Source organism: Serratia sp. SSNIH1 (genome assembly GCF_002935055.1).
Lineage (GTDB): Bacteria > Pseudomonadota > Gammaproteobacteria > Enterobacterales > Enterobacteriaceae > Serratia > Serratia nevei.
Map to the genome: position 1 here is coordinate 1,967,984 of NZ_CP026383.1, position 21,511 is coordinate 1,989,494.

Sequence of the window (21,511 nt, forward strand, 5' to 3'; positions counted from 1 at the left end):
GCGATAAGGATAAATCCCCCCAATAAGGACATAGGGAATGAAAAAGACACTAAGCCTGTTGGCGCTGTTGCTGCTGAGCGGCTGCGGCGCCGGGCGTCAGGCCGGCATCCCGTTGCCGGAGCCGCAGGCCGAGGCGCAGGCCACGGCGCCGCTCAGCTATCCGGTGCGGGTGCATAACGCGGTGAGCCGCGAGCTGCGTTTGCCCGAGCATGCGCGCGGCCAACGTTGCACCATCAGCATTCGGCTGCGGCCGGACGGCAAGCTGGCGAGCAGCAAGATCGTAAGAGGCGACGCGCCCCTGTGCGCAGCGGCGAGCGCGGCAGTGCAGCACGCGCAGTTTCCGCCGATGGCCACCGCCACCGAGTACGCGCTGTTCAACGCCGTGGTGCTCGATTTCGTTCCCTGAAGGGCGGTAACGGACGGGCCGCCTGCGCGGCCGTTTTTTCTCGTTTCGCCGTTTGCGTATTCACGCTTTTCCGCCAATAGTGTTCTCCGGGCATGTATCAAGGTGATTTTTCATTGGCCAGCCAACGGGAGAAAAAGGCATGAAAGGCGAGCATCATTATCAGGTGGCGGTCACCTGGCAGGGGAATTTGGGCGCAGGCACCGAGGATTACCGCGCCTACGGGCGCGATCACCTGATCGGCGCTGCGGGCAAGGCTGACATCGCCGGTTCAGCCGATCCGGCCTTCCGCGGCGACGCGACGCGCTGGAACCCGGAAGATTTGCTGGTGGCTTCGCTCAGCGCCTGTCATAAATTATGGTATCTGCATCTGTGCGCCACCTCGGGCATTTCCGTGCTGGCCTATCAGGACAACGCCGTCGGAGTGATGCGTGAAGACGCGGCGCGCGGCGGTTTTTTCACCTCGGTGACGTTGCGGCCGCAGGTCACCGTGCGCGACGGCGACGATCTGCAGCTGGCGCAACAGCTGCATGAGAAGGCGCATCACCTGTGCTTTATCGCCAACTCGGTGAATTTCCCGGTAGCGTGCGAACCGCAGGCCGAGTACGCAACCCGCTGAATTTTCACTTAGCTTTGCCATTTTCGTTATTTTGAACGTCGCTACGGCTCGCGGATACTGGGAGAACATCTCTCACCGCGAGCCGCAGCATGTCCCATGCCCACTATTTGCACCCCGAACAGCGCGAACGAATCAGGCAGCTTTATCGGCGCCGCTATTGGCGAATGGAATTGCCCACCTGGGGGATCATGGCGGCGGTGTACGGCGGCTGGTTCGGTGTGGTGCTGGGGTGGCAAACGCTGGGCCCGTGGCTTGGCGCGCCGCTGTTGATTCTCCTGACCGCCTGGTACATGTCGTTGCAACACGAGCTGATCCACGGCCATCCGACGCGCTGGCCGCGCGTCAATCAGCTGTTCGGCCTGTTGCCGCTGGCGGTGTGGTATCCCTATGGGCTGTATCGCGATTCGCATCTGCGCCACCACCGCAACGACCACCTGACCGATCCGCACGAAGATCCCGAAAGCTATTACTTCAGCGCCGCGCAGTGGCGGCGCTATCCCCGCCTGTTGCCGCTGCTGGCCGCCGTGCGCAATACGCTGATCGGCCGGGTGCTCCTCGGCCCGGCGCTGGATATCGCCGCGACCCTGGCCGGGGCGGTGAAAGCGCTTGCCTCTGGGGAGTGGCGCACCTGGGGGATGTGGGGAGTGCACCTGTCGCTGTTGGCGATGTTGCTGAACTGGCTGCAGGCGCAGGGTATCGGCGCGGCGTTTTACCTGCTGGCCATCAGCTACCCGGCGCTGGCGCTGACCAAGGTAAGATCGTTTTTTGAGCATCGCGCCGTGGACGCACCGCAGGCACGTTCTATTATTAATGAGGCGGGCTGGCCGTGGCGGCTGCTGTTTCTCAATCTGAACTACCATTTAGTGCATCACGATTTGCCCGGCCTGCCTTGGTATGGTTTGCGTGACGTCTATCTGGCGGAGCGTGAGGCGTATCAGCGGCGCAGCCAGGGATTTGTCGCGCAAGGCTACGGCGAGTGGCTGCGCGATTACGCCCTGACGCCGATCGACGTTGGCGTGCATCCGTTGCGCGCCGATGAACCGCAGGGAGAAGGCGATGCCCTGCCGACGAAAAAATTTATTGCGCGCTGGAAGCGCGTTTCTCAGGATTTTCCAACCTAACCGGCCCATGAGCCGGAAAACGTATAACCAGAGGAAAAGTATGGCAATCACCTTATCACGCGGACGTTCCTTTGCCGTCGCGCTGGCCCTGCTGGCCACCGGCGGTCTGGCGCAGGCGGCCGACTCGGTGCGCGTCGGCTCCAAGATCGATACCGAAGGTTCGCTGCTCGGCAACCTCATCGTGCAGGTGCTGGAAGCCAACGGCATCAAGACCACCAACAAGCTGCAGCTCGGCACCACCAAGGTGCTGCGCGGCGCCATTACGTCCGGCGAGATCGACATCTATCCGGAATACACCGGCAACGGCGCGTTTTTCTTTTCCGATGAGAAAGATCCGGCATGGAAGAACGCCCAGGCCGGCTTCGAGAAGGTGAAGCAGCTCGACTACGACAAAAACAAAATCGTCTGGCTGGATGCGGCGCCGGCCAACAACACCTGGACCATCGCCATTCGTCAGGACGTGGCGGAGGCCAACCATCTGAAGACGCTGTCGGATCTCGGCAAGTGGATCAACGGCGGCGGCAAGTTCAAGCTGGCGGCCTCGGCGGAATTCATCGAGCGGCCGGATGCGCTGCCGGCGTTCCAGAACGCCTACGGTTTCAAACTGAATCAGGATCAGCTGCTGTCCCTGGCCGGCGGTGACACGGCGGTGACCATCAAGGCGGCGGCGGAGCAGACCTCCGGCGTCAACGCGGCGATGGCCTACGGCACCGATGGCCCGGTGGCGGCGCTGGGGCTGCAAACCCTGGCGGACCCGAAAGGCGTACAGCCGATCTACGCACCGGCGCCGATCGTGCGCGAAGCGGCGCTGAAGGCGCACGCCAATCTGCCAGAGCTGCTCAAGCCGGTGTTCGCCTCGCTGGACGGGCCGACGCTGCAAAAACTCAACGCGCAGATCGCTGTGGAAGGCCAGGACGCCAAACAGGTGGCGGCCGCTTACCTGAAAGAGAAAGGGTTTGTTAAGGGATAATGCCGAGGTGCCCCCTCTGCCGTCGGGAGAGGGGGTAAACCGAGGGAGCCGGAGCGTTTCTTTGACTATCGCCGTAAAACATCGCGTCTTGTTGACGCTGTTCATGCTGTTGCTGCTGGCCGCTTTCGGCCTGCCGTTCCTCAGTTATGCCCCCAATCGCCTGTTGTCGGGCAAAAGCCTCTCCTTGTTCTCCCTGCTGCACGGCCCGGCGCTGTGGCTGCTGTTGCCGCTGGCGGCATTGGCGATCCTCAGCCTGTTGCCGCCGACGCGGGGGCGGGCGCTGCTGGCGGCGCTGGCCGCCTGCGGGGTGCTGACGCTGGCCTTATGGATTAGCGGGCAGGCCGCCGAACGCCTGGCGCAGGAGGGATCGCGCCTGGCGCGCACCTCCTGGGGCAGCGGATGCTGGCTGACGATGGCGCTGAGCCTGCTGATCGCCGCCGACGCCATGGCGCGCATCACCGCGTCGCACCTGTGGCGCATGCTGGGCAACGCGCTGGTGCTGGTGCCGCCGGTGCTGCTGCTGTTCGGGCATCAGCTCGATCAGCTGTCGCTGCTGAAGGAGTACCACAATCGCCAGGAGGTGTTTGACGCCGCGCTGCTGCAGCACCTGACCATTCTGCTGGCGACGATGGCACCGGCGCTGGCGATCGGCGTGCCGCTTGGGGTGCTGTGTTTTCGCTCCGAACGCTGGCAGCGGCCGATTTTCTCCGCGCTGAACATTATCCAGACCGTGCCGTCCATCGCGCTGTTCGGCCTGCTGATCGCGCCATTGGCGGGGCTGGCGACGGCGGTGCCTTGGCTTGCGGAACACGGCGTCAGCGGCATCGGCATGGCGCCGGCGATCGTGGCGCTGGTGCTGTACGCGCTGTTGCCGCTGGTGCGCAGCGTGGTGGCGGGGCTGCAAAGCGTGCCGGCCGGGGTGATCGAATCCGCCACCGGCATGGGGCTGACGCGCGGGCAGATCTTCCTGCGCGTGCAGCTGCCGTTGGCGCTGCCGCTGTTCCTGACCGGCGTGCGCATCCTGGCGGTGCAAACCGTCGGCATGGCGGTGGTGGCGGCGCTGATCGGCGCCGGCGGCTTTGGCGCCATCGTGTTCCAGGGGCTGCTCAGCAGCGCGCTGGATCTGGTTTTGCTGGGGGTGATCCCGGTGGTCATGATGGCGGTCATCGTCGATTCGCTGTTTAAATTTTGGGTTTCAATCCTGGACGTATCGCGCCGATGATTCACTTTGAGCAAGTCAGCAAAATTTTTCAGGGCAAGCCGGCGGTCGACGATCTCACGCTGCACATCGCCGAGGGCGAATTCACCGTGTTGATCGGCACCTCGGGTTCCGGCAAGTCCACGACGTTAAAAATGATCAATCGCCTGATCGAACACGATCGGGGCAAGATTCTCTTTGCCGGCGAAGAGATCCAGTCGTTCAAACCGCAGGATCTGCGGCGGCGCATGGGCTATGCGATCCAGTCGATCGGCCTGTTCCCGCACTGGACGGTGGAGGAGAACATCGCCACCGTGCCGCAGCTGCTGAAATGGCCGCGCGCGCGCATTCGCGATCGGGTGACCGAACTGCTGGAGCTGTTGCATCTGGAGCCGGATCTGTTTCGCCGCCGCTACCCGCATCAGCTGTCCGGCGGGCAGCAGCAGCGGGTGGGGGTGGCGCGCGCGCTGGCCGCCGATCCCGAGGTGTTGCTGATGGACGAACCGTTCGGCGCGCTGGATCCGGTCACCCGTGCGGCGCTGCAGGCGGAGATCGCGCGCATCCATCAGCTCTCCGGCCGCACCATCGTGCTGGTGACGCACGACATCGATGAAGCGCTGGGCTTGGCGGATCGCCTGGTGCTGCTCGATCAGGGGCGGGTGGTGCAACAGGGCACGCCGCTGGCGCTGCTGACCGCGCCGGCCAACGACTTCGTGCGGGATTTCTTCGGGCGCAGCGATCGCGGCATCAAGCTGCTGTCGCTGGGAACGGTGGCGGAGCGGGTGCGGCCCGGCGCCGCCGAGGGCGAACCGATCGCCGCCGCCATGAGCCTGCGCGAGGCGCTGTCGGTGTTTGTGGCGCGCGGCAGCGACTGCCTGCCGGTGGTGGATGAACGGGGCGAAGCGTTGGGGGTGTTGCACTTCAACGATCTGATCGCCGGGCAGGCGCTGTCATGAGCGGGCGCATCTGGCGCCTGCTGCGCGATCCGCTGCCCTGGACGCTGGCGCTGCTGTTGGCGCTGGTGTTCGGCATGGATCATCTGCGCGGCCTGTTCGCCGCCTGGTTCCCCGATCTGGAGCGGCCCATTTATCAGCAGGACAGCTTTATCGCGCTGGTGGGGGCGCACCTGTCGCTGGTGGCGATCTCCAGCCTGATCGCGGTGGCTCTCGGCGTGGCGGCCGGCGTGGCCGTGACCCGGCGCAGCGGCCGGGAGTTTCGTTCGCTGGTGGAAACGGTGGTGGCGGTGGGGCAGACCTTCCCGCCGGTGGCGGTGCTGGCGGTAGCGGTGCCGGTGATGGGCTTCAGCGAACAGCCGGCGATCATTGCGCTGGTATTGTACGGCCTGCTGCCGATCCTGCAGGGCACGCTGGCGGGCATCGAATCGGTGCCGCCCGCCACGCGCGAGATTGCCCGCGGCGTGGGGATGAGCGCCTGGCAAATTCTGTGGCGGGTCGAATTGCCGCTGGCGGCGCCGGTGATCGTCGCCGGGATCCGCACGTCGGTGATCATTAACATCGGCACGGCGGCCATCGCTTCCACCGTCGGCACCAAAACCCTCGGCTCGCCGATCATTATCGGTCTGAGCGGGTTTAACACCGCCTATGTGATCCAGGGCGCGGCGGTGGTGGCGTTGTTGGCTATTATCACCGATATGCTGTTCGAACGTTGGGTGCGTTATCTCACCGCCTGGCGTCAGCAGACGCTGGCGACCACTCCGGCGGGGTAAGGGGGAAATGATGCAGGTGTCTCTACCGATGTACGGCGTTGGCCGGGAGCAGGCCGAATCCTTCTGGCAGGTATTGCGCGACAAGCTGCTGCGGCTGGGGCTGCCGGCAGCGCCGGAGCGGCTCAGCTGGCCGGACGATCTGGCGCAGCACTGGCGGCGCGACGATCTGCTGCTCAGCCAAACCTGCGGTTATCCGTTGGTCAGCACCCTGTCGCAGGTGCAGCTGATCGGCACTTACCATTACCGGGTTGAAGGGTGCGACGGGCCGAATTACCGCAGTTGGTTGGTGGTGCGCGCGGGTGACCCCGGCGAACGGCTGGCGGACTTTCGCGGCCGGACGGTGGCCTATAACAGCACCGATTCCCAGTCCGGCTACAACGGCCTGCGCGCGCTGATCGCACCGCTGGCGCAGGACGGGAAATTCTTTGGTGCGGCGATTGCCTCCGGCGCACATTACCAGTCGCTGAAGCTGATCCGCAGCGGGCAGGCGGATATCGCCGCCATCGATTCGATCAGCATGGAACTGCTGCGTCGCGCGCAGCCGCAGGCGCTGGAGGGGCTGAAAATCATCGGCCGCACGGCGGCGGTGCCCGGCCTGCCGCTGATCACCGCGGCGGGTACGCCGCCGGAACAGGTGGAAATCCTGCGCGCCGGCGCCCGGGCGATGCTGGATGAGGCGGTCAGCGACCGCCTGCTGATCGGCGATTTCAGCCTGGTGCCGCGTTCGGCCTACCAGATTATCACCGTGCTGGAACAGCAGGCCGCCGCGCAGGGCGTGACGGCGCTCTAGCCGCCGTTACAACAGGCCGCCGCCGTCGATGTCGATCACGCTGCCGGTCACGAAGCCGTTCTCCATCGCCAGCAGGTAACCTGCCGCGACGTCGGCCGCCTGGCCGACTCTGCCGACCGGCAGGCTGTCGCCAACCCGTTCGAACAGCGCCTGACGCTGCGCGGCGCCCATGCCGTCGTAGGCTTCGGTGGCGGTGATGCCGGGGCTGACCACGTTCACCCGCCGCGGCGCCAGCTCCTTCGCCAGCTGTTTGCCGGCCGCTTCCAGCGCGGCGTTGATGGCGGTTTTGACCAGCTGACCGCCGAGGTATTTACGCGACAGCTGGCCTGAAGTCAGGGTGATGGAGCCCTGCGGTGCCAGCGTCGGCAGCGCCGCCTGCACCGCGCGCAAACTGCCCCAGAATTTGACGTTAAAGTCGGCCTGCGCCTGTTGGATGGCCGTTTCAGCCAGCGGCTTGGCCTCCACCAGCGGCCCGGCGGTGATCACCAAATGGTCGAAGGCACCGACGGCGGTAAACAGCGCGCGCAGCGACGCTTCATCGGTCAGGTCGGCCTGCATCAGGCGCAGCGCGTCGTTCTGCTCCCCGGCGTGGGGCAGGCGGCGCGAAGCCAGCACCACTTCAGCGCCGCGCGCCGCCGCCGCGTAGGCCACCGCGGCGCCAATGCCGCTGGTACCGCCCAGGATCACCAGTTTTTGTCGTTTCAGGGGGGAGTCGGGAATCGTCATGCTAAGGCCTCTTTCAGGGTAAGTTTCAACGGGATCTATCTTTCCTGATTGAAAATGACCTAACAATCGGCCTTGCTGACAAACACTTATTAATATCTTTTAAATATCACGCAGCGCTAAAGCGGGCATTTAACTTCTGATCCACGATAATTTCGAAATCGGTAAACAGCGCTCGGGGCTTTACCGAGCGCCCCTGTTTTTCCAGTGCCACCAGGCCGTGCCCGCTCAGCGTTTTCAGCGTGGTTGACAGGTTGCTGACCTGCCGGCCGGACAGTTCGGCCAGTTGGCTGATGGTCTCGGGGCGGGCGGTGTCGATAAGACGCAGCAGGGCGATATTCTCGTTGCTGAGCACCTGGGCCAGCGCAATCATCGACGTGAACCAGACTTTGGGTTCACGTTCCTGCGGCTGGTATTCCCCTTTCGCGATCGCCGGTATGCGCTTGCGAATCAGTTCTTCAGGCATCACACCAATCAGTGCTTTCATCATCAACCTCGGTTTTCTCTCTTGCGTATGACTTCGTCTATCCGGGTAAAAAAATCTTCCACCCACTGACAGGCGGAATGAAACTCCTAGGGTGAGCCTTTGTCCGTCGGGGTGTCATGTTGGCGATCGTAAACGACGCGGCCTGAAAATTTACCTTTGCGAGGGGTTTTAATGGCATGCGCGTTATCTATGCTAAAAAACCGGGTATTGTGGTTATCATGCAAGGTCAAATTGTAACGGATGCCGTGAGGGATAAAGGCCGTTTGGGTCACCGTCCAAGCCTCGATTTTCCACCAATAGCCATCCTCACGATTGACCCGCGTGCCGTGCAGGCTAAGGATGTAGTCCGGTCCATTGTGTTCATCCATTGTTCAAAGCTTCATTTATTATGATCTAGTCATAACTATTGAGCGTTTTATCGTCAACCCGTTACGCCGTGAAACCGGCTCTCCTAGAAGGGAAACGCATGACCTCATTTGTCGATCTCGAGGTGTTTGTCCGCACGGTGGACGGCGGCAGTTTTTCCGCCGCGGCGCGCGCGCTGGATATGACGCCGGCGGCGGCCAGCATCGCGGTGAAAAGGCTGGAACAGCAGCTGGGCGCGCGGCTGCTGGTACGTTCCACCCGCAGCCTGCGATTGACGGAGGAGGGTGCCCGCTATCTCGACAGCGCGCGCCTGGCGCTGGGCGCGTTGGCTGAAGGGGAGCAGGCGATCCGCGAAAAGCACCAGGGGCTGTCTGGGGTGCTGCAGATTTCCGCGCCGTCGGATTTCGGCCGTAATCTGCTCTTGGGCTGGCTGGACGAGTTCCGGCAACAGCATCCGCATATTCAGCTGCAGCTCCTGATCAACGATCGGCAGGCCGATCTGTTCCGCGAACCGGTAGACGTGGCGTTGCGTTTCGGGCCGCTGGCCGACTCTTCGCTGGTGGCGCTGCCTATCTTGCCGCAGCACCGGCGGTTGATCTGCGCCAGCCCGGATTACCTGCGGCGGCATGGCTCGCCGCAAACGCCGGCCGATCTGGCCCTGCACAGCATTCTGGTGTATCAGCCCAGCGGCAAACGGCAGGTGGAATGGCGGCTATGGCGCGGTGAGGAGCTGGTCGAAGTGCCGCTGAACGGCAGCTATTTTACCGATGACGGCGAGATCGCGCGGCGCTGGGCGCTGGCCGGCCACGGGGTGGTGCGCAAGTCGGCGATCGACGTGGTGGCGGATATTCGCGCCGGGCGGCTGGTGCAACTGCTGCCGGAATGGCGCAGCGACGCGGTGCCGATCAATCTGGTCTGCCCGCATCGCTCGCAGGTGTCGGAACGCGTCAGGCAGCTGCAGCGCTTTTTACAGCAGCGCTGCCAGCGTTGGATGGACGATCACTTGGCCTGAAGGGTTTCGGTTTGCGCCGGCGTGGCGGCGGCATCCCCGGCAGGCGCGCTTTCTTCGTGCGGGGTAGTAGAACGGGTGTAGATGTTCAGCCCGGCGAGAAATACGCCGCCCAAAGAACCGAAGGCGCACAGGGCGATGACGATGACGAACGCTTTTTTCAGCATAGGAATAATTTCGCAGGTTGCTTGGAACAGCGGGAATTATAGCCCCTTCACCGGGTGAAACAAGAATCGTTTTTAACGGCGGCCCACAGACCGCCTTTTGCGATCGCTACCGTTCGCTGTCGATGGCCTGCACGCGGGCCGGGCGGGCGAACAGATATTTCCCCAGCGTCACCAGCACCACCGCCGCCACGATGATCGCCAGCGCCAGCCACTCGCGCGGCGCCAGCGATTCGCCGGCAAAGCCGATGCCGAGCAGCACCGCCACCACCGGGTTGACGTAGGCGTAGCTGGTGGCGACCGCCGGGCGCACGTTCTTCAACAAAAACATATAGGCGCTGATCGCCAGCATCGAACCGAAGACGATCAGGTACCCCAGCGCCAGAAAGCCGCTGGTGCTCGGCAACTGAGTCAGGTGTTCGCCGCTCAGCCGGCTGGCGACCAATAACACCACGCCGGCGACCAGCATCTCCGCCGCGCCGGCCATCGGCCCGACCGGCAGCGAGATGCGCGATCCCAATACCGAGCCGAAGGCCCAGCTGGCCGACGCCAGCAAAATGAGCAGCGCGCCGGTCGGGTTGCCCACCAGGTTGTTGCCGGTGTTGAGCAGCACGATGCCCACCAGCCCGAGCGCGATGCCCGCCCATTCCAGTTTGGTGTTGCGCATGCCCCACAGCAGGCTGAAGCAGAGGGTGAACAGCGGCACCGTCGCCACCATCACTGCGGCGATGCCGGACGGCACGTGTTGGTGCTCCGCCACCGTCACCAGGCCGTTGCCCACCGCCAGCAGCAGAATGCCGATGACGCCGGCGGCCAGCCACTGCTTCGGCGTCGGCAGTGCGTGGCCGCGCCAGGCCAGGAAGCTGAACAGCACGATGCCGGCGGTCAGAAAGCGAATGCCGGCCATCATCAGCGGCGGCCACTGCGCGACGCCGAGGCGAATGACGAAATAGGTGGAACCCCAAACGATATATAACGTGAACAACGCCCCGATCAACGGCAGGACGCTACGGCTTGGTTGGCTAAGCATAGGATTGTATTTTGCAGGGATGATTATTATTAGAACGCTCAGTAAACCCGATCGGGCAACCGATAAGCAATGGCCTGCGGCATTATTTTTCCCGGCCGCTGCCCGCCGTTCAGCTGTCCCGTTGTTTCCACTGCAGCCAGCTGACGGCGGGCAGATAAATCGACCAGCCGACCGCCAGCAGCAGCAGCATGAACTCCGGTGGCACGTCGGGCAGCAAGGCGTCCAGCTTCCAAGACACGGCGTAGGCGAAGGGGCCGACGGCGGCGCCCAGCACCGCCAACGGCCAGGGGGCCGCTCTGACCACGTCCAGCAGCCAATACCACCAGCAGCCGAAGCCGATCCAAAGCGCGATGGCCCAGAGCGGCAGGCCGTGTTGCCCGCTGTAGTGCAGCACGCCGCTGTAGCTCCAAAGCCCATCCATGCCGATGCCACCCAAGGCAGCGAGGGCCGCGCCTTTGCGGCGGGCGGCGGGGGTAAAAATCAGCGCCAGCGCCGCGCCGGCCAGCAGTATGCCGTTGAGCCGATCGCGAGTCAGCAGCGCCAGCAGCCAGCAGACGCCCAGTCCCAGCGTCGCCAGCCAGAATCCGGCATGCGGCTTCTTCATCGTTCAACTCCCGTGGGGTTACTCTGCCGCTAGCGCGCCAGGCGCCAGCGGATTTCTCAGGGCGGGCGCGAGGCCCGCTGTTTGCCTGAATGTTCGTTAATTCAACCTTAGAAGGGAAGGTGCGGGGTGCACAAGCAGAATAATCTGTACCGGTTGAAAACGTGGGCAAAAACCGGTGTTACAGGAGCGAAATGCGGTAGGCGCAGCGCCGCGAGCCGGCCAGAATGTGTTCGGCACGCTCTACCTGCGCCTGCAGCACTTCGGTGAAGATACTCAACTCCGCCCGGCAGAAGCCCTGGCAGACGGTGGCGGCGGCGCAGATCGGGCAGTGATTTTCCACCAGCAGATAGGTACCGTCCTCTTCCTGACGCCATTCGGCCATATAGCCTTCGCGGCAGCGGATCTCGGTCAGGCGCGCCACGCGCTCCTGCAGATCGGCGGCGCCGATCATCGCCTGCTTGTAGTTGATGCGGTTTTCCTGCTCGCGGGTCTCGATCAGCACGTCGAGCGCCTGTTCGCCCAGCTTGTCGCGCACGGTGCGCAGCAGCTGCACCGTCAGATCCGCATGGGTGTCGGGAAAGCGCGCGTTGCCGGCGGAGGTCAAATGCCACAGCTGCACCGGGCGGCCCACGCCGCGCGTTTCCGCCACCGCTTCGACCAGCCCCTCTTTCGCCAGCTTGACGAACTGCTGGCGGGCCGCCTCACCGGTGGTGCCGAGCACCTTTCCTGCGTCAGAAGCTTGCTGCGGGCCGCGGGTTTTCAATAGCGTCAGCAAGCGGTCACTGACCGATTGTGCGGTGCTGTCGCTATTTTCCAAGTTTATTCTTGACATATTTCTCCGCCTCGCCCTAACTTATTCCAAGATAACTCTTGTTAAATTTAACGCAATCTCATGACCAACTCAATGCCATTCCTCTGAAAACAGGACGACAACCGTGATAACCCATGACGATAGCCGCTGGAGCGACCTTTTCTCCGGCAAAAATGCGGCCAGTGCGATCGCGCTTTCGCTCGGCGTAGCGCTGCATGCCATCAATATTTTGGTCGCCACCACCATTCTGCCCTCGGTGGTGCAGGATATCGGCGGGCTGGATCTCTACGCCTGGAACACCACGCTGTTCGTGGTGGCGTCGATCCTCGGTTCCGCGCTGTCGGCCCGGCTGCTCGGCGGCTACGGCGCGCGCAGCGCCTATCTGGTGGCTTCGCTGTTCTTCATCGCCGGGGCGGCGCTGTGCGCGCTGGCGCCGAGCATGCCGGTGATGCTGGCTGGCCGCACGGTGCAGGGCTTCGGCGGCGGGCTGATCTTTGCGCTCTCCTACGCGATGATCAACCTGGTATTCGAGCAGCGATTGTGGCCGCGCGCCATGGCGCTCATCTCGGCGATGTGGGGCATCGCCACCCTGGTGGGGCCTGCGGTGGGCGGCATTTTCGCTGAACTGCACGCCTGGCGTTGGGCCTTCGGCATTCTGCTGCCGATCATGGCGCTGTATGCCGCGTTTACCTTCCTGATCCTGCCCAAGGGCAAAGCGCAGCAGGCGGCCGCGCCGTTGCCGGCCGCCCAGCTTCTGCTGTTGACCGTGGCGGTGCTGGTGGTGTCCGCCGGCAGCCTGGCGCACAGCGCCTGGATCAACCTGGCGGGCATCGCACTCTCGCTGCTGCTGATGGCCTGGCTGCTGAAGCGTGAAGCGCACTCGAGAGCCCGCCTGTTACCGCGCGGCGCACTGCGGCGCGGTTCATCGTTGGCGGCGCTCTACATCACGACCGCGTTGCTGGTGATCGGCATGACCAGCGAGATCTTCGTGCCTTATTTCCTGCAGCTGCTGCACGGCCAGTCGCCGCTGATCTCCGGCTATATCGCCGCCGCCATGGCCGCCGGCTGGACGCTGTCCGAGATCCTCAGCTCCGGCTGGCGCGGGGCGGGTATTCGCCGGGCGATCGTCAGTGGGCCGCTGTTTGTGCTGGTGGGGCTGCTGGCGCTGGCGATCCTGATGCCGGTGCCGTCCGGCGGCCACTGGCAGGCGCTGGCGCCGATCGTCATTGCGCTGTTGCTGGTGGGGTTCGGCATCGGCTTCGGCTGGCCGCACCTGCTGACGCGCATTTTGCAGGTGGCGCCTGAGGCGGACAAAGACATCGCCGGCGCTTCCATTACCACGGTGCAGCTGTTCGCCACCGCGTTCGGGGCAGCGCTGGCCGGGATGACGGCCAATCTGGCGGGGCTGAACGATCCGGGCGGGGCGGTGGGCGCGGCGTCGGCGGCGCGTTGGCTGTTCCTGGCGTTCGCGCTGGCGCCGCTGCTGGCGGTATTCAGCGCCTGGCGCTGCGCGGCGATCGCGCCGCCGGGCGCCGAGACGGGCAATTTTGTACAAACCCCGCCCTCGCGCGAGTGCTAGAATGGCGCTCATTCAGCGGAGGTAGGCAAGATGAAGGTGGAAGGCGCAGCGCGCCAAGCATCCCGGGAACAGGCCCATTTCATGCACGTCGACGATCTCGGCGGGCTGGAAGTGCTGCAGGCCACCTACCGCCGCCAAACCTTCTCGCGCCACAGCCATGAAGGCTTCTGCGTGGGCGTCATCGACGACGGCGCCCAGCGCTTCTACCGCACCGGCGGCGAACACGTGGCGCCGCTGGGCAGCATCATTCTGGTGAATGCCGACGACATCCACACCGGCAGCTCCGCCACCGAAGAGGGCTGGTCGTATCAGGCGATGTACCCGACGCCGGAGCTGCTGGCGTTTTTGTCGCGCGATCTGAAAACCGGCGCCGGCGCGACGCCTTATTTCCCCAACCCGGTGGTGCACGACGTCGGCCTGGCCGGCCAGCTGCGGATGGCGTTCAGCCTGCTGCGCAGCGATGAGAACCGGCTGATGAAAGAGACCATGGTGTTCTCGGCGCTGACCTGGCTGATGCTGCGGCACGGCAAAAGCCGCATCGATCCCACGCCGCAGAGTCGGGCGCAAAGCCAGGTGGCGCGGGTTAAAGCCTTTCTCGACGATTTCCCCGAGGCGGACATTTCGCTGCTGGAGCTGGCGGAGCGAGTGGCGCTCAGCCCTTATTACCTGCTGCGGCAGTTTCAGCAGGCCACCGGTCTGCCGCCGCACGCCTATCAAATTCAGGCGCGGCTGCGTAAAGCGCGCGGCATGCTGAAGGCCGGCAGCAGCGTGCTGGACAGCGCGCTGAGCTGCGGTTTTCACGATCAAAGCCATTTCCATCGCCATTTTCGCAAGTCGGTGGGCATCACGCCGGGCGACTACGTCAAATCGCTGAAATAGTCGGGCAATCGGGTGCAATACCCGTGTGCGCCTGCGCCGTAAGCTGGCTTCTTCAACCGAAGGAGAAGCCCATGACTGATTCAATCCCCCTCATCACGCCGCCGTCTGCCCGCCTGCGCCCCGCGCTGCAGGGGGGAGTGGCGATCTTGCCGCTGTGCCTGGCGGTGGTGCCGTGGGGCATACTGGCGGGCTCGATGGCCCTGCAAAACGGCCTGACGCCGGCGCAGGGGTTGGGCATGTCGGCCATCGTGTTCGCCGGGGCGGCGCAGCTGGTGGCGATGGGCATGATCAAGGGCGGCGCCGGGCTGCTGGCGATCCTGCTGTCGATCTTTTTCGTCACCGCCCAGCATTTTCTCTATGCGCTGCGGCTGCGGGAGCGCATTGCGCCGCTGCCGTTACGCTGGCGGCTGACCCTGGGATTCTTGCTTACCGATGAACTGTTCGCGCTGATCGGCGAACAGGCGCCGGCGCGTTTCGACCGCTGGTATGCGCTGGGCGCCGGGCTGACCTTTTACCTGTGCTGGTTTCTCTCCACGCTGCTCGGCATCGTAGCCGCCGGCAGCGCCGGGGATCTGGACGGTTATGGGCTGGATTTTTCCATCGCCGCCACCTTTATCGCCATCGTGGTGCCGCTGGTGCGCAGCCTGCCGGTGTTGGCCTGTGTGCTGACCGCGCTGCTGCTTTCCATCGTGCTGCACCATTTCCAGACGCCGGGCGCACTGGTGATCGCCACCGTGGCGGCGATGCTGGCCGGGCTGCTGTGCAGCGGGGGGCGCCGATGATCTGGCTGACGATAGTCTTGATGGGGCTGGTGGTATTCTTCAACCGCTACTGCTTTTTGGCGCCGGGATTGCCGCTGCGGTTATCGCCGCGCGTCAAAACCCTGCTGAGCTTTTCCGTGCCGGCGGTGCTGACGGCAATTTGCGGGCCGATTGTCGCCTTCAGCGGCGACCAGCTGCGCGCCGCGCCGGATAACCCTTACCTGTGGGGGGCGGTGTTTGCGGTGATATTGGCGTTCTTTCTGCGCAACATGCTGGCGGTGGTGTTGCTGAGCCTGCTGATATTTATCGCGCTGCGCGGCATTTTTTAAAATTCGCTTGCTATATCTCTAATTTGAGATTATTTCTCTTATATGGGATTTTGTGGCGGAGTGTGAGCGATGGATAACGGTTTGGAGACGGCCGACCAGAGGTTGGCGCAGCGGTTGGCGGATTTGCGCCAGCGGCAGGGGTGGTCGCTGGAGGCGCTGGCGCAGCGCACCGGCCTTAGCCGGGCGACGCTCTCGCGGGTAGAGCGCGCCGAAACCAGCCCGACGGCGTCGCTGCTGAACCGGCTGTGCGCCGCCTACGGGTTGACCATGTCGCGCCTGCTGAGCGAAATCGAAGACGAACCGCCGGAGCTGCTGCGGCCGCCGCAACAGCCGGTATGGGTCGATCGCGCCAGCGGTTTTCACCGTCGCTCCGTTTCCCCGCCTGCCGCGCTGTATAAGGCCGAATTTATCGAAGCCCGGCTCGATGCCGGCGCGCAGATCGATTACGACCTGCCGTCGATTCCGGCGCTGGAGCATCACCTCTGGCTGCTGTCCGGGCAGCTGGAGCTGACGCTGGAAGGGCGCGTTTTCCGGCTGTCGCCCGGCGATTGTCTGCGCTACCGCCTGTTCGGCGCTTCCCGTTTCCATGTCCCCGGCGATGAGCCGGCCCATTACACGCTCGTTATCTGCAGGCCATAGCCATGATTGAATTGCAACAGTGGGACGCCGACGCGGCGCAAAACGCCATGGCCGACCTGGCCGAGATGCTGCACGCCAGCGTGGCGCACGGCGCCAGCATCGGTTTTGTCATGCCTTTTACGCTGGAACAGGCGCGGGCATTTTGGCAGGGGCTGCTGCCGGCCCTGGCGCGGGGAGAGCGCGCGATGCTGGTGGCGCTCGCGAACGGTCGGCCGGTCGGCACCGTGCAGCTGCTGTTGGCGATGCCGGACAACGGCCGCCACCGGGCGGAAGTGGTCAAGCTGATGGTGCACCCGCAGGCGCGGCGGCAGGGCATTGCGCGGCTGTTGATGCAGGAAGTGCAGGCGCTGGCGGCGCGTTATCGCCGCAGCCTGTTGGTGCTGGATACCCTGAGCGGCAGCGCGGCGCAGGGGTTGTACCGCCAATTGGGGTTCGAAGCGGCAGGTGACATCCCGCAATACGCCCGCGCCAGCGACGGCGGAGCGTTGGAAGCCACCTGCTATATGTACAAACTGCTGTGAGGCTTAGCGCCCGCGCCAGGCTTTGATCGCCTGTTGGCGCACCTGCAGCTTCTGCTGCGGCGTCAGCTTGTTGTAGTCGCGGGCCAGTCCGCTTTCCCAATCGCCGTACATCGGGTTGGGCAGCACGATGAATTCGGTGCCGAACTTGCCCTGGTTCTCGCTGACGAACGCCCGGCGCTGCGCATTGTCCTGGTGGTAAGTCGCGGCGCCGAAGTCGTTCAGGTTGTCGCCCGCGTACACCACGATGTCATAGCCGGCCCGTTTGATGGCGTCGAAGCGCGCCTGCTTATTGGAGGTGTCGGTGCTGAGCAGCACGGTCTTTTCCGACATGCCGATGAAACCGAGCTTCTGCATGTTGGCCACCGTGGCGGCGTATTCGCTCTGCTTGCGGTTCGACACATAGAACATCGTCCCCTGATGGGTGTTAACGTAACGGGCAAACGACACCGCGCCCGGCACCGCGCCGGCCTGTTCGGCCTGCGTCCATTGGGCCCAGGTGGCGCCGTCGTACGGCTGGCCCTGCTGCGCCTGCCAGCCGGAGTAGGCGCTGTTGTCCAGCATGGTTTCATCCAGATCGACCACCACCGCCTTTTTACGGCCCGGCGCGGCCTTGGCCTGATCGAAGGCGCGTTGCGCGCTGTTGAACGCCTGATGCGCCAACGCCCGGTATTCGCCGGACTGTTGGAACCAATTCACCGCCAGCACCGACTGATCCGCCAGCCGTTGCTGGGCCTGGGCCTCGGTGTGCGGCGGCTGCGCGCAACCGGCCAACATCAGCAGCGCGGCGCCAACCGCCGCGCCGAGGGTGAATTTCCTTGCCTGTTTTCCTGCCATCGTTATCTCTCGGTTTTATTCTTGTGGGCTGTCCAGCAGCATATCCATCTCGAACTGGCGCAGGGGATCCTGCCGCCAGCCAAGATGCGTAAAGAAGGGGGCCGCCACCTCGGGCACAAAGACGTTGGCGGTCAGCGGCAAAGGGGCGAACCGCGTTTGCAGGGCGGCCAGCAAGGCGCGCGCATGCCCCTGGCCGCGGTGCTGCGGCGGCACGTAGATCAGGCGCAGCCAGCAGTGCTCGGCGCCGGGCATCACCACGGCGTAGGCTTGACGATTGAGCGTATAGGCCTGCGGTTTGCCCGGCAGCTTGAACAGCGATTCGGGGGCGATCAGCCAGGGCAGGTCGGTGGCGCCTTCCGCCGTCAGGCGATGGCTGACGGTCAGCGGATCGACCGCCTGCAGCCCCGCCGTCGTGCCTGGCGGCGCTTCCGCCGGCGCCTGATGGCCGGTCAGGGTGCGCACGATGCGCAGCCCGGCGCGATGATACAGCGCCAGCGCGGCTTCGTTGCCTTCGATTACTTCCAGCGACAGCCGTCGGTCGCCGCGCTGGCGGGCATCCGCCACCAGCCGCTGCATCAGCGCCTTGCCCAGCCCCTGGCCGCGCATCTCCGGGCGCACGGAAAAGGCCGCAACCCGGCTGTGCCGGCCGCGGCGGGCGATCAGCGCCACCGCCACCGGTTCATGGCGGTGGGTGACGATCAGGCTGTCGTTCAGGCTGAGATCCTCAGCGCCGAAGCGGGCGGCGAAGGTCGGCCCGTCGAGCACGAAGCGCACGATGTAGTTTTCAAAACAGTGGCTGAGGATTTTCGCCAGTTCGTCGCTGCTGTAGCGTAGGGCGTTGTGGTAGTCGAAGCGTCCGTCGTTATGCATGGCTGATTCCGCTCGGGGGGAAAGCTATACATGTAGACCCGTTTGTTTTGCAAGGCAAGCGGGGACATTCGTTGGTGGGAAAATAAAAACAAAAAAGCCGGACGCAGCCGCCCGGCGAAATAAAACTCTGGGTATCAAGTGACGCTAAAGTTTGCAGTGGTGGTTATTCATTCATCACATCAGAACTGGTAGGTCAGGGCGACGGCAATCACATTGTCGTCTTTCAGACCCAGCTTGTTATTGCTGTCGAGCTGGTTGATTTTATAATCGACATAGGTCGACATGTTCTTGTTGAAATAGTAGTACGCGCCGACATCGATATATTTCACCAGGTCGGCATCGCCGATGCCTTCAATATCTTTGCCTTTCTGCTGAACGTAGCCCAGCGATGGGCGCAGACCGAAATCGAACTGATATTGCGCAACCAGTTCCAGGCCTTCCGCTTTATTGGCGAAGCCGCTGACGGAGGTGGAACGGTTATTGATGGTGGCGGTGCCGGAAATAGGCGCGATGTTGCGGCTTTCCGAGTAGGTGGCAGCCAGGTAGACATCGTTGTTGTCGTATTTCATACCGGCGGCCCAGATATCGGCCTTGTCGCCTTTGCCGAAGGTGCCCGCTTTCTGGCTGGCGGTACGGTTGGAAGAGGCATAGGCGGCGCCCACGCTCAGGCCGTCGATAATTTCATAGCTGGAGGAAAGGCCCCAACCGTCGCCGTTCGCCTTGCTGGCGGAGCGGCCGTCGTTTTCGTTCTTGCCCTGGTACTGCACGGCGAATTTCAGGCCGTCAACCAGACCGAAGAAGTTGTTATTACGGTAGGTGGCAACGCCGTTGGTGCGGCCGTTCATGAAGTTGTCGGTCTTGACGTAAGCATCGTCGCCGAATTCAGGCAGCATATCCGTCCAGGCGCCGACGTCGTAAATAATGCCGTAGTTGCGACCGTAATCGAAAGAGCCGAAGTCTTTATATTTCAGACCGGCGAAGCCCAGACGTGTTTTAGTGTCTTTGGTGCCATCGGATTCAGAATGGTTGGCGGCGATCTGATATTCCCACTGGCCGTAACCGGTCAGCATGTCATTAATCTGGGTCGCGCCTTTAAAGCCGATACGGACGTAGGTTTTATCGCCATCGTTGCCGGCATCATCGGAGAAATAATGCAGGGCTTTCACACGGCCGTAAAAATCGAGTTTGTTGCCGTCTTTATTGTAGATTTCTGCTGCCTGTGCCGCTTGCGCAAGTAAAAGTGCCGGAATAATAACGGCCAGAAGATTACGTTTCATGGGTTACCCTGCTTTATTCGATTGAAAGACGCTTATCATCAGTTGCATTGCTGTTTTACTGTGCCGCCCGATTGTTTGCGGCGGAGAATTTTTACCGTAGTAATGTGATCTATTTATGACAAAAAATTCATTTTCATGTCGAACGATTAAAAAAGTCGCGCAAAGGGTGAATTTTTTCTTCAGCCGACGGTCGGCGGCTGGTCTACAGTTACCGATACCTTGTTCCGCTGCGGGAGGAATCATGCACGATACTTATACATTGTTCGGTACGCAGGGCTGCGGCTCGACGATCGTGGCCGCCGCGTTGGCGTTGACGGCTTTCCCCTGGGGCTATGAGGAAGTGGACTACACGCAGGACGGCCCGGAGCGCGATCGCCTGCTGGCGCTGAACCCGCTGGGTCAGGTGCCCACCTTGGTATTGCCCAATGACGAAGTGATGACGGAGAGCGCGGCGATCATCCTGCTGCTGCACGATCGCGCACCGCACGCCGAACTGGCGCCACCCGGCGGTTCGCCGCTGTTGCCGCGTTTTCTGCGCTGGCTGCTGTTCATCAACGCGGAGATTTACCCCACCTTCACCTATGCCGACCATCCGCAGCGCTGGCAGCCGCAGGCGGCGGGGGCGGAACAGCTGAAAAACGCGGTAATGGCTTATCGTGAGCGTTTATTGCAGCAGCTGAACGCCGCCGCCGGCGCAGCGGGCCCGTGGTTTCTCGGCAAGAGCTTCAGCGCGTTGGATCTGTACGTGGCGGTAATGTGCCACTGGCGGCCGGGCCGCGCGTGGTTCCGGCAACACTGTCCGCGGCTGTACGCCATCGCTGAACGGGTGGAACAGCGGCCGGAGCTGAATGCGCTGCTGAGCGCTCAGTTCGACGGCGTTGCCCCGCTGGAATCCTGAATCCTCCCCGCCGCCCGGCGGGGAACCCTCCCGTTTTTCTGAACCGAGACTGCCGAAAATCCCGATTTTCACTCGCTGCGGCGGCGGGTAGCGTAAGGCTATCCGCAACTGACAGGAGAGTGTGATGCCATCAGAATCCCAGGCCGGGCAACAGGCGTTCGGCGATATTGCCCCCAAGCTGGCGCAGCTCAGCGACCGAGTGTTGTTTGACGATATTTGGCAGCGGCCGGCGCTGAACCCGCGCGAGCGCAGCCTGATCACCGTCGCCGCGCTGGTGGCGCTCAACCGCGTGGAACAGCTGCCGTTTCACCTGCAGCTGGCGCAGCGCAACGGCGTGACGCGTCAGCAGCTGGCCGAGCTCATCACCCATCTGGCGTTCTACGCCGGCTGGCCCGCGGCGGCGTCGGCCGTGGCGCGCCTGCGCGATCTGGAACAGGAGGCCAATCATGCCGTTTAGCCGTATCGCCCTGCATCAGGGCAAGTCCGCCGACTATCTGCAAACCCTGTCCGACAGCCTGCATCAAGCGCTGGTGGAGGCCTTTGAGGTGCCGCCGACGGATAAATTTCAGGTGATCGATCAATACCGCCCCGGTGAGCTTATCTACGATCGCGACTATCTCGGCGGGCCGCGCAGCGCGGATTTCGTGCTGTTTTACATCACCGCCGGGCGGCCGCGCGACACCGATACCAAGCGGCGCTTCTACGGGCGGCTGGCGGCGCTGCTGGCGGAGAACCTGCGGCTGCGCCCCGAGGATGTGATGGTGGTGATCACCACCACCCAGTTGGACGAGTGGTCATTCAGCGCCGGGCGTGCCTCGATGATCGATCCGCAGACGTAACTCGGGCTGACGCCGCCGGCGGTCTGTGGGACAATAGCGCCATCATTTCGTTTAGATAAGAGTT

28 protein-coding genes are annotated in these 21,511 nt (G+C 63.5%); 18 read left to right on the forward strand and 10 right to left on the reverse strand.

What is annotated here, in order from left to right; genetic code table 11:
- Positions 1–37: 37 nt before the first annotated feature.
- The 8 genes from C3F38_RS09495 to C3F38_RS09530 all read left to right on the forward strand — a co-directional run bounded on the left by C3F38_RS09495 (position 38) and on the right by C3F38_RS09530 (position 6,827).
- Positions 38–406, forward strand: coding sequence for a cell envelope integrity TolA C-terminal domain-containing protein (locus C3F38_RS09495; protein WP_038880138.1), 369 nt, complete (start codon positions 38–40; stop codon positions 404–406).
- 139 nt (positions 407–545) lie between these two features.
- Positions 546–1,022, forward strand: a complete 477-nt coding sequence (locus C3F38_RS09500) for an OsmC family protein (RefSeq protein ID WP_055312500.1) — start codon at positions 546–548, stop codon at positions 1,020–1,022.
- Positions 1,023–1,111: 89 nt separating this feature from the next.
- Positions 1,112–2,143: a fatty acid desaturase gene (locus tag C3F38_RS09505; RefSeq protein WP_055316042.1), complete on the forward strand. Its 1,032-nt coding sequence runs from the start codon at positions 1,112–1,114 to the stop codon at positions 2,141–2,143.
- Positions 2,144–2,183: 40 nt separating this feature from the next.
- Positions 2,184–3,113, forward strand: a complete 930-nt coding sequence (locus tag C3F38_RS09510; RefSeq protein ID WP_047728273.1) for an ABC transporter substrate-binding protein — start codon at positions 2,184–2,186, stop codon at positions 3,111–3,113.
- Between the two features lie 67 nt (positions 3,114–3,180).
- A complete protein-coding gene (locus C3F38_RS09515) occupies positions 3,181–4,335 on the forward strand; it encodes an ABC transporter permease (RefSeq protein WP_275078742.1) in 1,155 nt (384 codons plus the stop codon).
- Positions 4,332–5,267 carry an ABC transporter ATP-binding protein gene (locus C3F38_RS09520; RefSeq protein WP_033637623.1) on the forward strand — a complete coding sequence of 312 codons (936 nt, stop codon included), beginning with the start codon at positions 4,332–4,334 and terminating at the stop codon, positions 5,265–5,267. Before C3F38_RS09515 ends, C3F38_RS09520 begins: the two co-directional genes overlap by 4 nt.
- Positions 5,264–6,037, forward strand: coding sequence for an ABC transporter permease (locus C3F38_RS09525; protein ID WP_033637624.1), 774 nt, complete (start codon positions 5,264–5,266; stop codon positions 6,035–6,037). The genes C3F38_RS09520 and C3F38_RS09525 overlap by 4 nt, the downstream gene beginning before the upstream one ends.
- 28 nt (positions 6,038–6,065) lie before the next feature.
- Positions 6,066–6,827, forward strand: coding sequence for a phosphate/phosphite/phosphonate ABC transporter substrate-binding protein (locus tag C3F38_RS09530; protein WP_077791553.1), 762 nt, complete (start codon positions 6,066–6,068; stop codon positions 6,825–6,827).
- A gap of 6 nt (positions 6,828–6,833) precedes the next feature.
- Here the strand turns inward: C3F38_RS09530 and C3F38_RS09535 are convergent, their stop codons facing one another.
- The 3 genes from C3F38_RS09535 to C3F38_RS09545 form a co-directional block, all read right to left on the reverse strand.
- Positions 6,834–7,553, reverse strand: coding sequence for an SDR family oxidoreductase (locus tag C3F38_RS09535; protein WP_055316043.1), 720 nt, complete (start codon positions 7,551–7,553; stop codon positions 6,834–6,836).
- 106 nt (positions 7,554–7,659) lie between these two features.
- Positions 7,660–8,040, reverse strand: a complete 381-nt coding sequence (locus tag C3F38_RS09540) for a MarR family transcriptional regulator (protein ID WP_080213366.1) — start codon at positions 8,038–8,040, stop codon at positions 7,660–7,662.
- A gap of 83 nt (positions 8,041–8,123) precedes the next feature.
- The gene (locus tag C3F38_RS09545; RefSeq protein ID WP_229701977.1) at positions 8,124–8,405 is read right to left on the reverse strand and encodes a hypothetical protein; all 282 of its coding nucleotides are present in this window, start codon (positions 8,403–8,405) and stop codon (positions 8,124–8,126) included.
- Positions 8,406–8,503: 98 nt separating this feature from the next.
- Here C3F38_RS09545 and C3F38_RS09550 point away from each other — a divergent pair, with 98 nt between their 5' ends.
- Positions 8,504–9,415 carry a LysR family transcriptional regulator gene (locus tag C3F38_RS09550; protein WP_047728263.1) on the forward strand — a complete coding sequence of 304 codons (912 nt, stop codon included), beginning with the start codon at positions 8,504–8,506 and terminating at the stop codon, positions 9,413–9,415.
- Here the strand turns inward: C3F38_RS09550 and C3F38_RS26385 are convergent.
- The 4 genes from C3F38_RS26385 to C3F38_RS09565 form a co-directional block, all read right to left on the reverse strand.
- Positions 9,403–9,579, reverse strand: a complete 177-nt coding sequence (locus C3F38_RS26385; protein WP_016928550.1) for a hypothetical protein — start codon at positions 9,577–9,579, stop codon at positions 9,403–9,405. The genes C3F38_RS09550 and C3F38_RS26385 overlap by 13 nt on opposite strands.
- A 106-nt stretch (positions 9,580–9,685) precedes the next feature.
- Complete coding sequence (yedA, locus tag C3F38_RS09555; RefSeq protein ID WP_047728261.1) at positions 9,686–10,606, reverse strand: drug/metabolite exporter YedA; 921 nt, start codon at positions 10,604–10,606, stop codon at positions 9,686–9,688.
- Positions 10,607–10,715: 109 nt separating this feature from the next.
- Entirely contained in the window at positions 10,716–11,210 is a 495-nt protein-coding gene (locus tag C3F38_RS09560) for a DUF2878 domain-containing protein (protein ID WP_055312506.1), read from the reverse strand.
- A gap of 178 nt (positions 11,211–11,388) precedes the next feature.
- Positions 11,389–12,042, reverse strand: coding sequence for a metalloregulator ArsR/SmtB family transcription factor (locus tag C3F38_RS09565; RefSeq protein ID WP_047728257.1), 654 nt, complete (start codon positions 12,040–12,042; stop codon positions 11,389–11,391).
- 103 nt (positions 12,043–12,145) lie between these two features.
- Between C3F38_RS09565 and C3F38_RS09570 the strand changes: the two genes are divergently transcribed.
- From C3F38_RS09570 to C3F38_RS09595, 6 genes are all read left to right on the forward strand, one after another.
- On the forward strand, positions 12,146–13,600 hold the full coding sequence (locus tag C3F38_RS09570) for an MFS transporter (RefSeq protein ID WP_047728255.1): 1,455 nt from the start codon (positions 12,146–12,148) through the stop codon (positions 13,598–13,600).
- A 30-nt stretch (positions 13,601–13,630) separates the two neighbouring features.
- The gene (locus C3F38_RS09575; RefSeq protein ID WP_055316044.1) at positions 13,631–14,479 is read left to right on the forward strand and encodes an AraC family transcriptional regulator; all 849 of its coding nucleotides are present in this window, start codon (positions 13,631–13,633) and stop codon (positions 14,477–14,479) included.
- A 71-nt stretch (positions 14,480–14,550) separates the two neighbouring features.
- Positions 14,551–15,261, forward strand: coding sequence for an AzlC family ABC transporter permease (locus C3F38_RS09580; RefSeq protein WP_038880578.1), 711 nt, complete (start codon positions 14,551–14,553; stop codon positions 15,259–15,261).
- Positions 15,258–15,569, forward strand: a complete 312-nt coding sequence (locus C3F38_RS09585; RefSeq protein ID WP_038880577.1) for an AzlD domain-containing protein — start codon at positions 15,258–15,260, stop codon at positions 15,567–15,569. Before C3F38_RS09580 ends, C3F38_RS09585 begins: the two co-directional genes overlap by 4 nt.
- Positions 15,570–15,638: 69 nt before the next feature.
- Positions 15,639–16,208: a helix-turn-helix domain-containing protein gene (locus C3F38_RS09590; protein ID WP_047728249.1), complete on the forward strand. Its 570-nt coding sequence runs from the start codon at positions 15,639–15,641 to the stop codon at positions 16,206–16,208.
- Positions 16,209–16,210: 2 nt separating this feature from the next.
- Positions 16,211–16,729 (forward strand): GNAT family N-acetyltransferase, encoded by a 519-nt coding sequence (locus tag C3F38_RS09595; protein ID WP_055316045.1) that lies wholly within the window; start codon positions 16,211–16,213, stop codon positions 16,727–16,729.
- Between the two features lie 3 nt (positions 16,730–16,732).
- Here C3F38_RS09595 and C3F38_RS09600 read toward each other — a convergent pair whose 3' ends face one another.
- From C3F38_RS09600 to ompC, 3 genes are all read right to left on the reverse strand, one after another.
- A complete protein-coding gene (locus C3F38_RS09600) occupies positions 16,733–17,563 on the reverse strand; it encodes a 5'-nucleotidase, lipoprotein e(P4) family (RefSeq protein WP_055316046.1) in 831 nt (276 codons plus the stop codon).
- 15 nt (positions 17,564–17,578) lie between these two features.
- The gene (locus tag C3F38_RS09605) at positions 17,579–18,433 is read right to left on the reverse strand and encodes a GNAT family N-acetyltransferase (protein WP_055313096.1); all 855 of its coding nucleotides are present in this window, start codon (positions 18,431–18,433) and stop codon (positions 17,579–17,581) included.
- 179 nt (positions 18,434–18,612) lie between these two features.
- Positions 18,613–19,710: a porin OmpC gene (gene ompC / locus C3F38_RS09610; protein ID WP_038880563.1), complete on the reverse strand. Its 1,098-nt coding sequence runs from the start codon at positions 19,708–19,710 to the stop codon at positions 18,613–18,615.
- Positions 19,711–19,951: 241 nt separating this feature from the next.
- Here ompC and C3F38_RS09615 point away from each other — a divergent pair, with 241 nt between their 5' ends.
- The 3 genes from C3F38_RS09615 to C3F38_RS09625 all read left to right on the forward strand — a co-directional run bounded on the left by C3F38_RS09615 (position 19,952) and on the right by C3F38_RS09625 (position 21,447).
- Positions 19,952–20,608 (forward strand): glutathione S-transferase family protein, encoded by a 657-nt coding sequence (locus C3F38_RS09615; RefSeq protein ID WP_038880560.1) that lies wholly within the window; start codon positions 19,952–19,954, stop codon positions 20,606–20,608.
- 124 nt (positions 20,609–20,732) lie between these two features.
- Positions 20,733–21,065: a carboxymuconolactone decarboxylase family protein gene (locus tag C3F38_RS09620; RefSeq protein WP_038880557.1), complete on the forward strand. Its 333-nt coding sequence runs from the start codon at positions 20,733–20,735 to the stop codon at positions 21,063–21,065.
- Positions 21,055–21,447 carry a tautomerase family protein gene (locus C3F38_RS09625; protein WP_047728244.1) on the forward strand — a complete coding sequence of 131 codons (393 nt, stop codon included), beginning with the start codon at positions 21,055–21,057 and terminating at the stop codon, positions 21,445–21,447. The genes C3F38_RS09620 and C3F38_RS09625 overlap by 11 nt, the downstream gene beginning before the upstream one ends.
- The last annotated feature ends 64 nt before the right edge of the window (positions 21,448–21,511 follow it).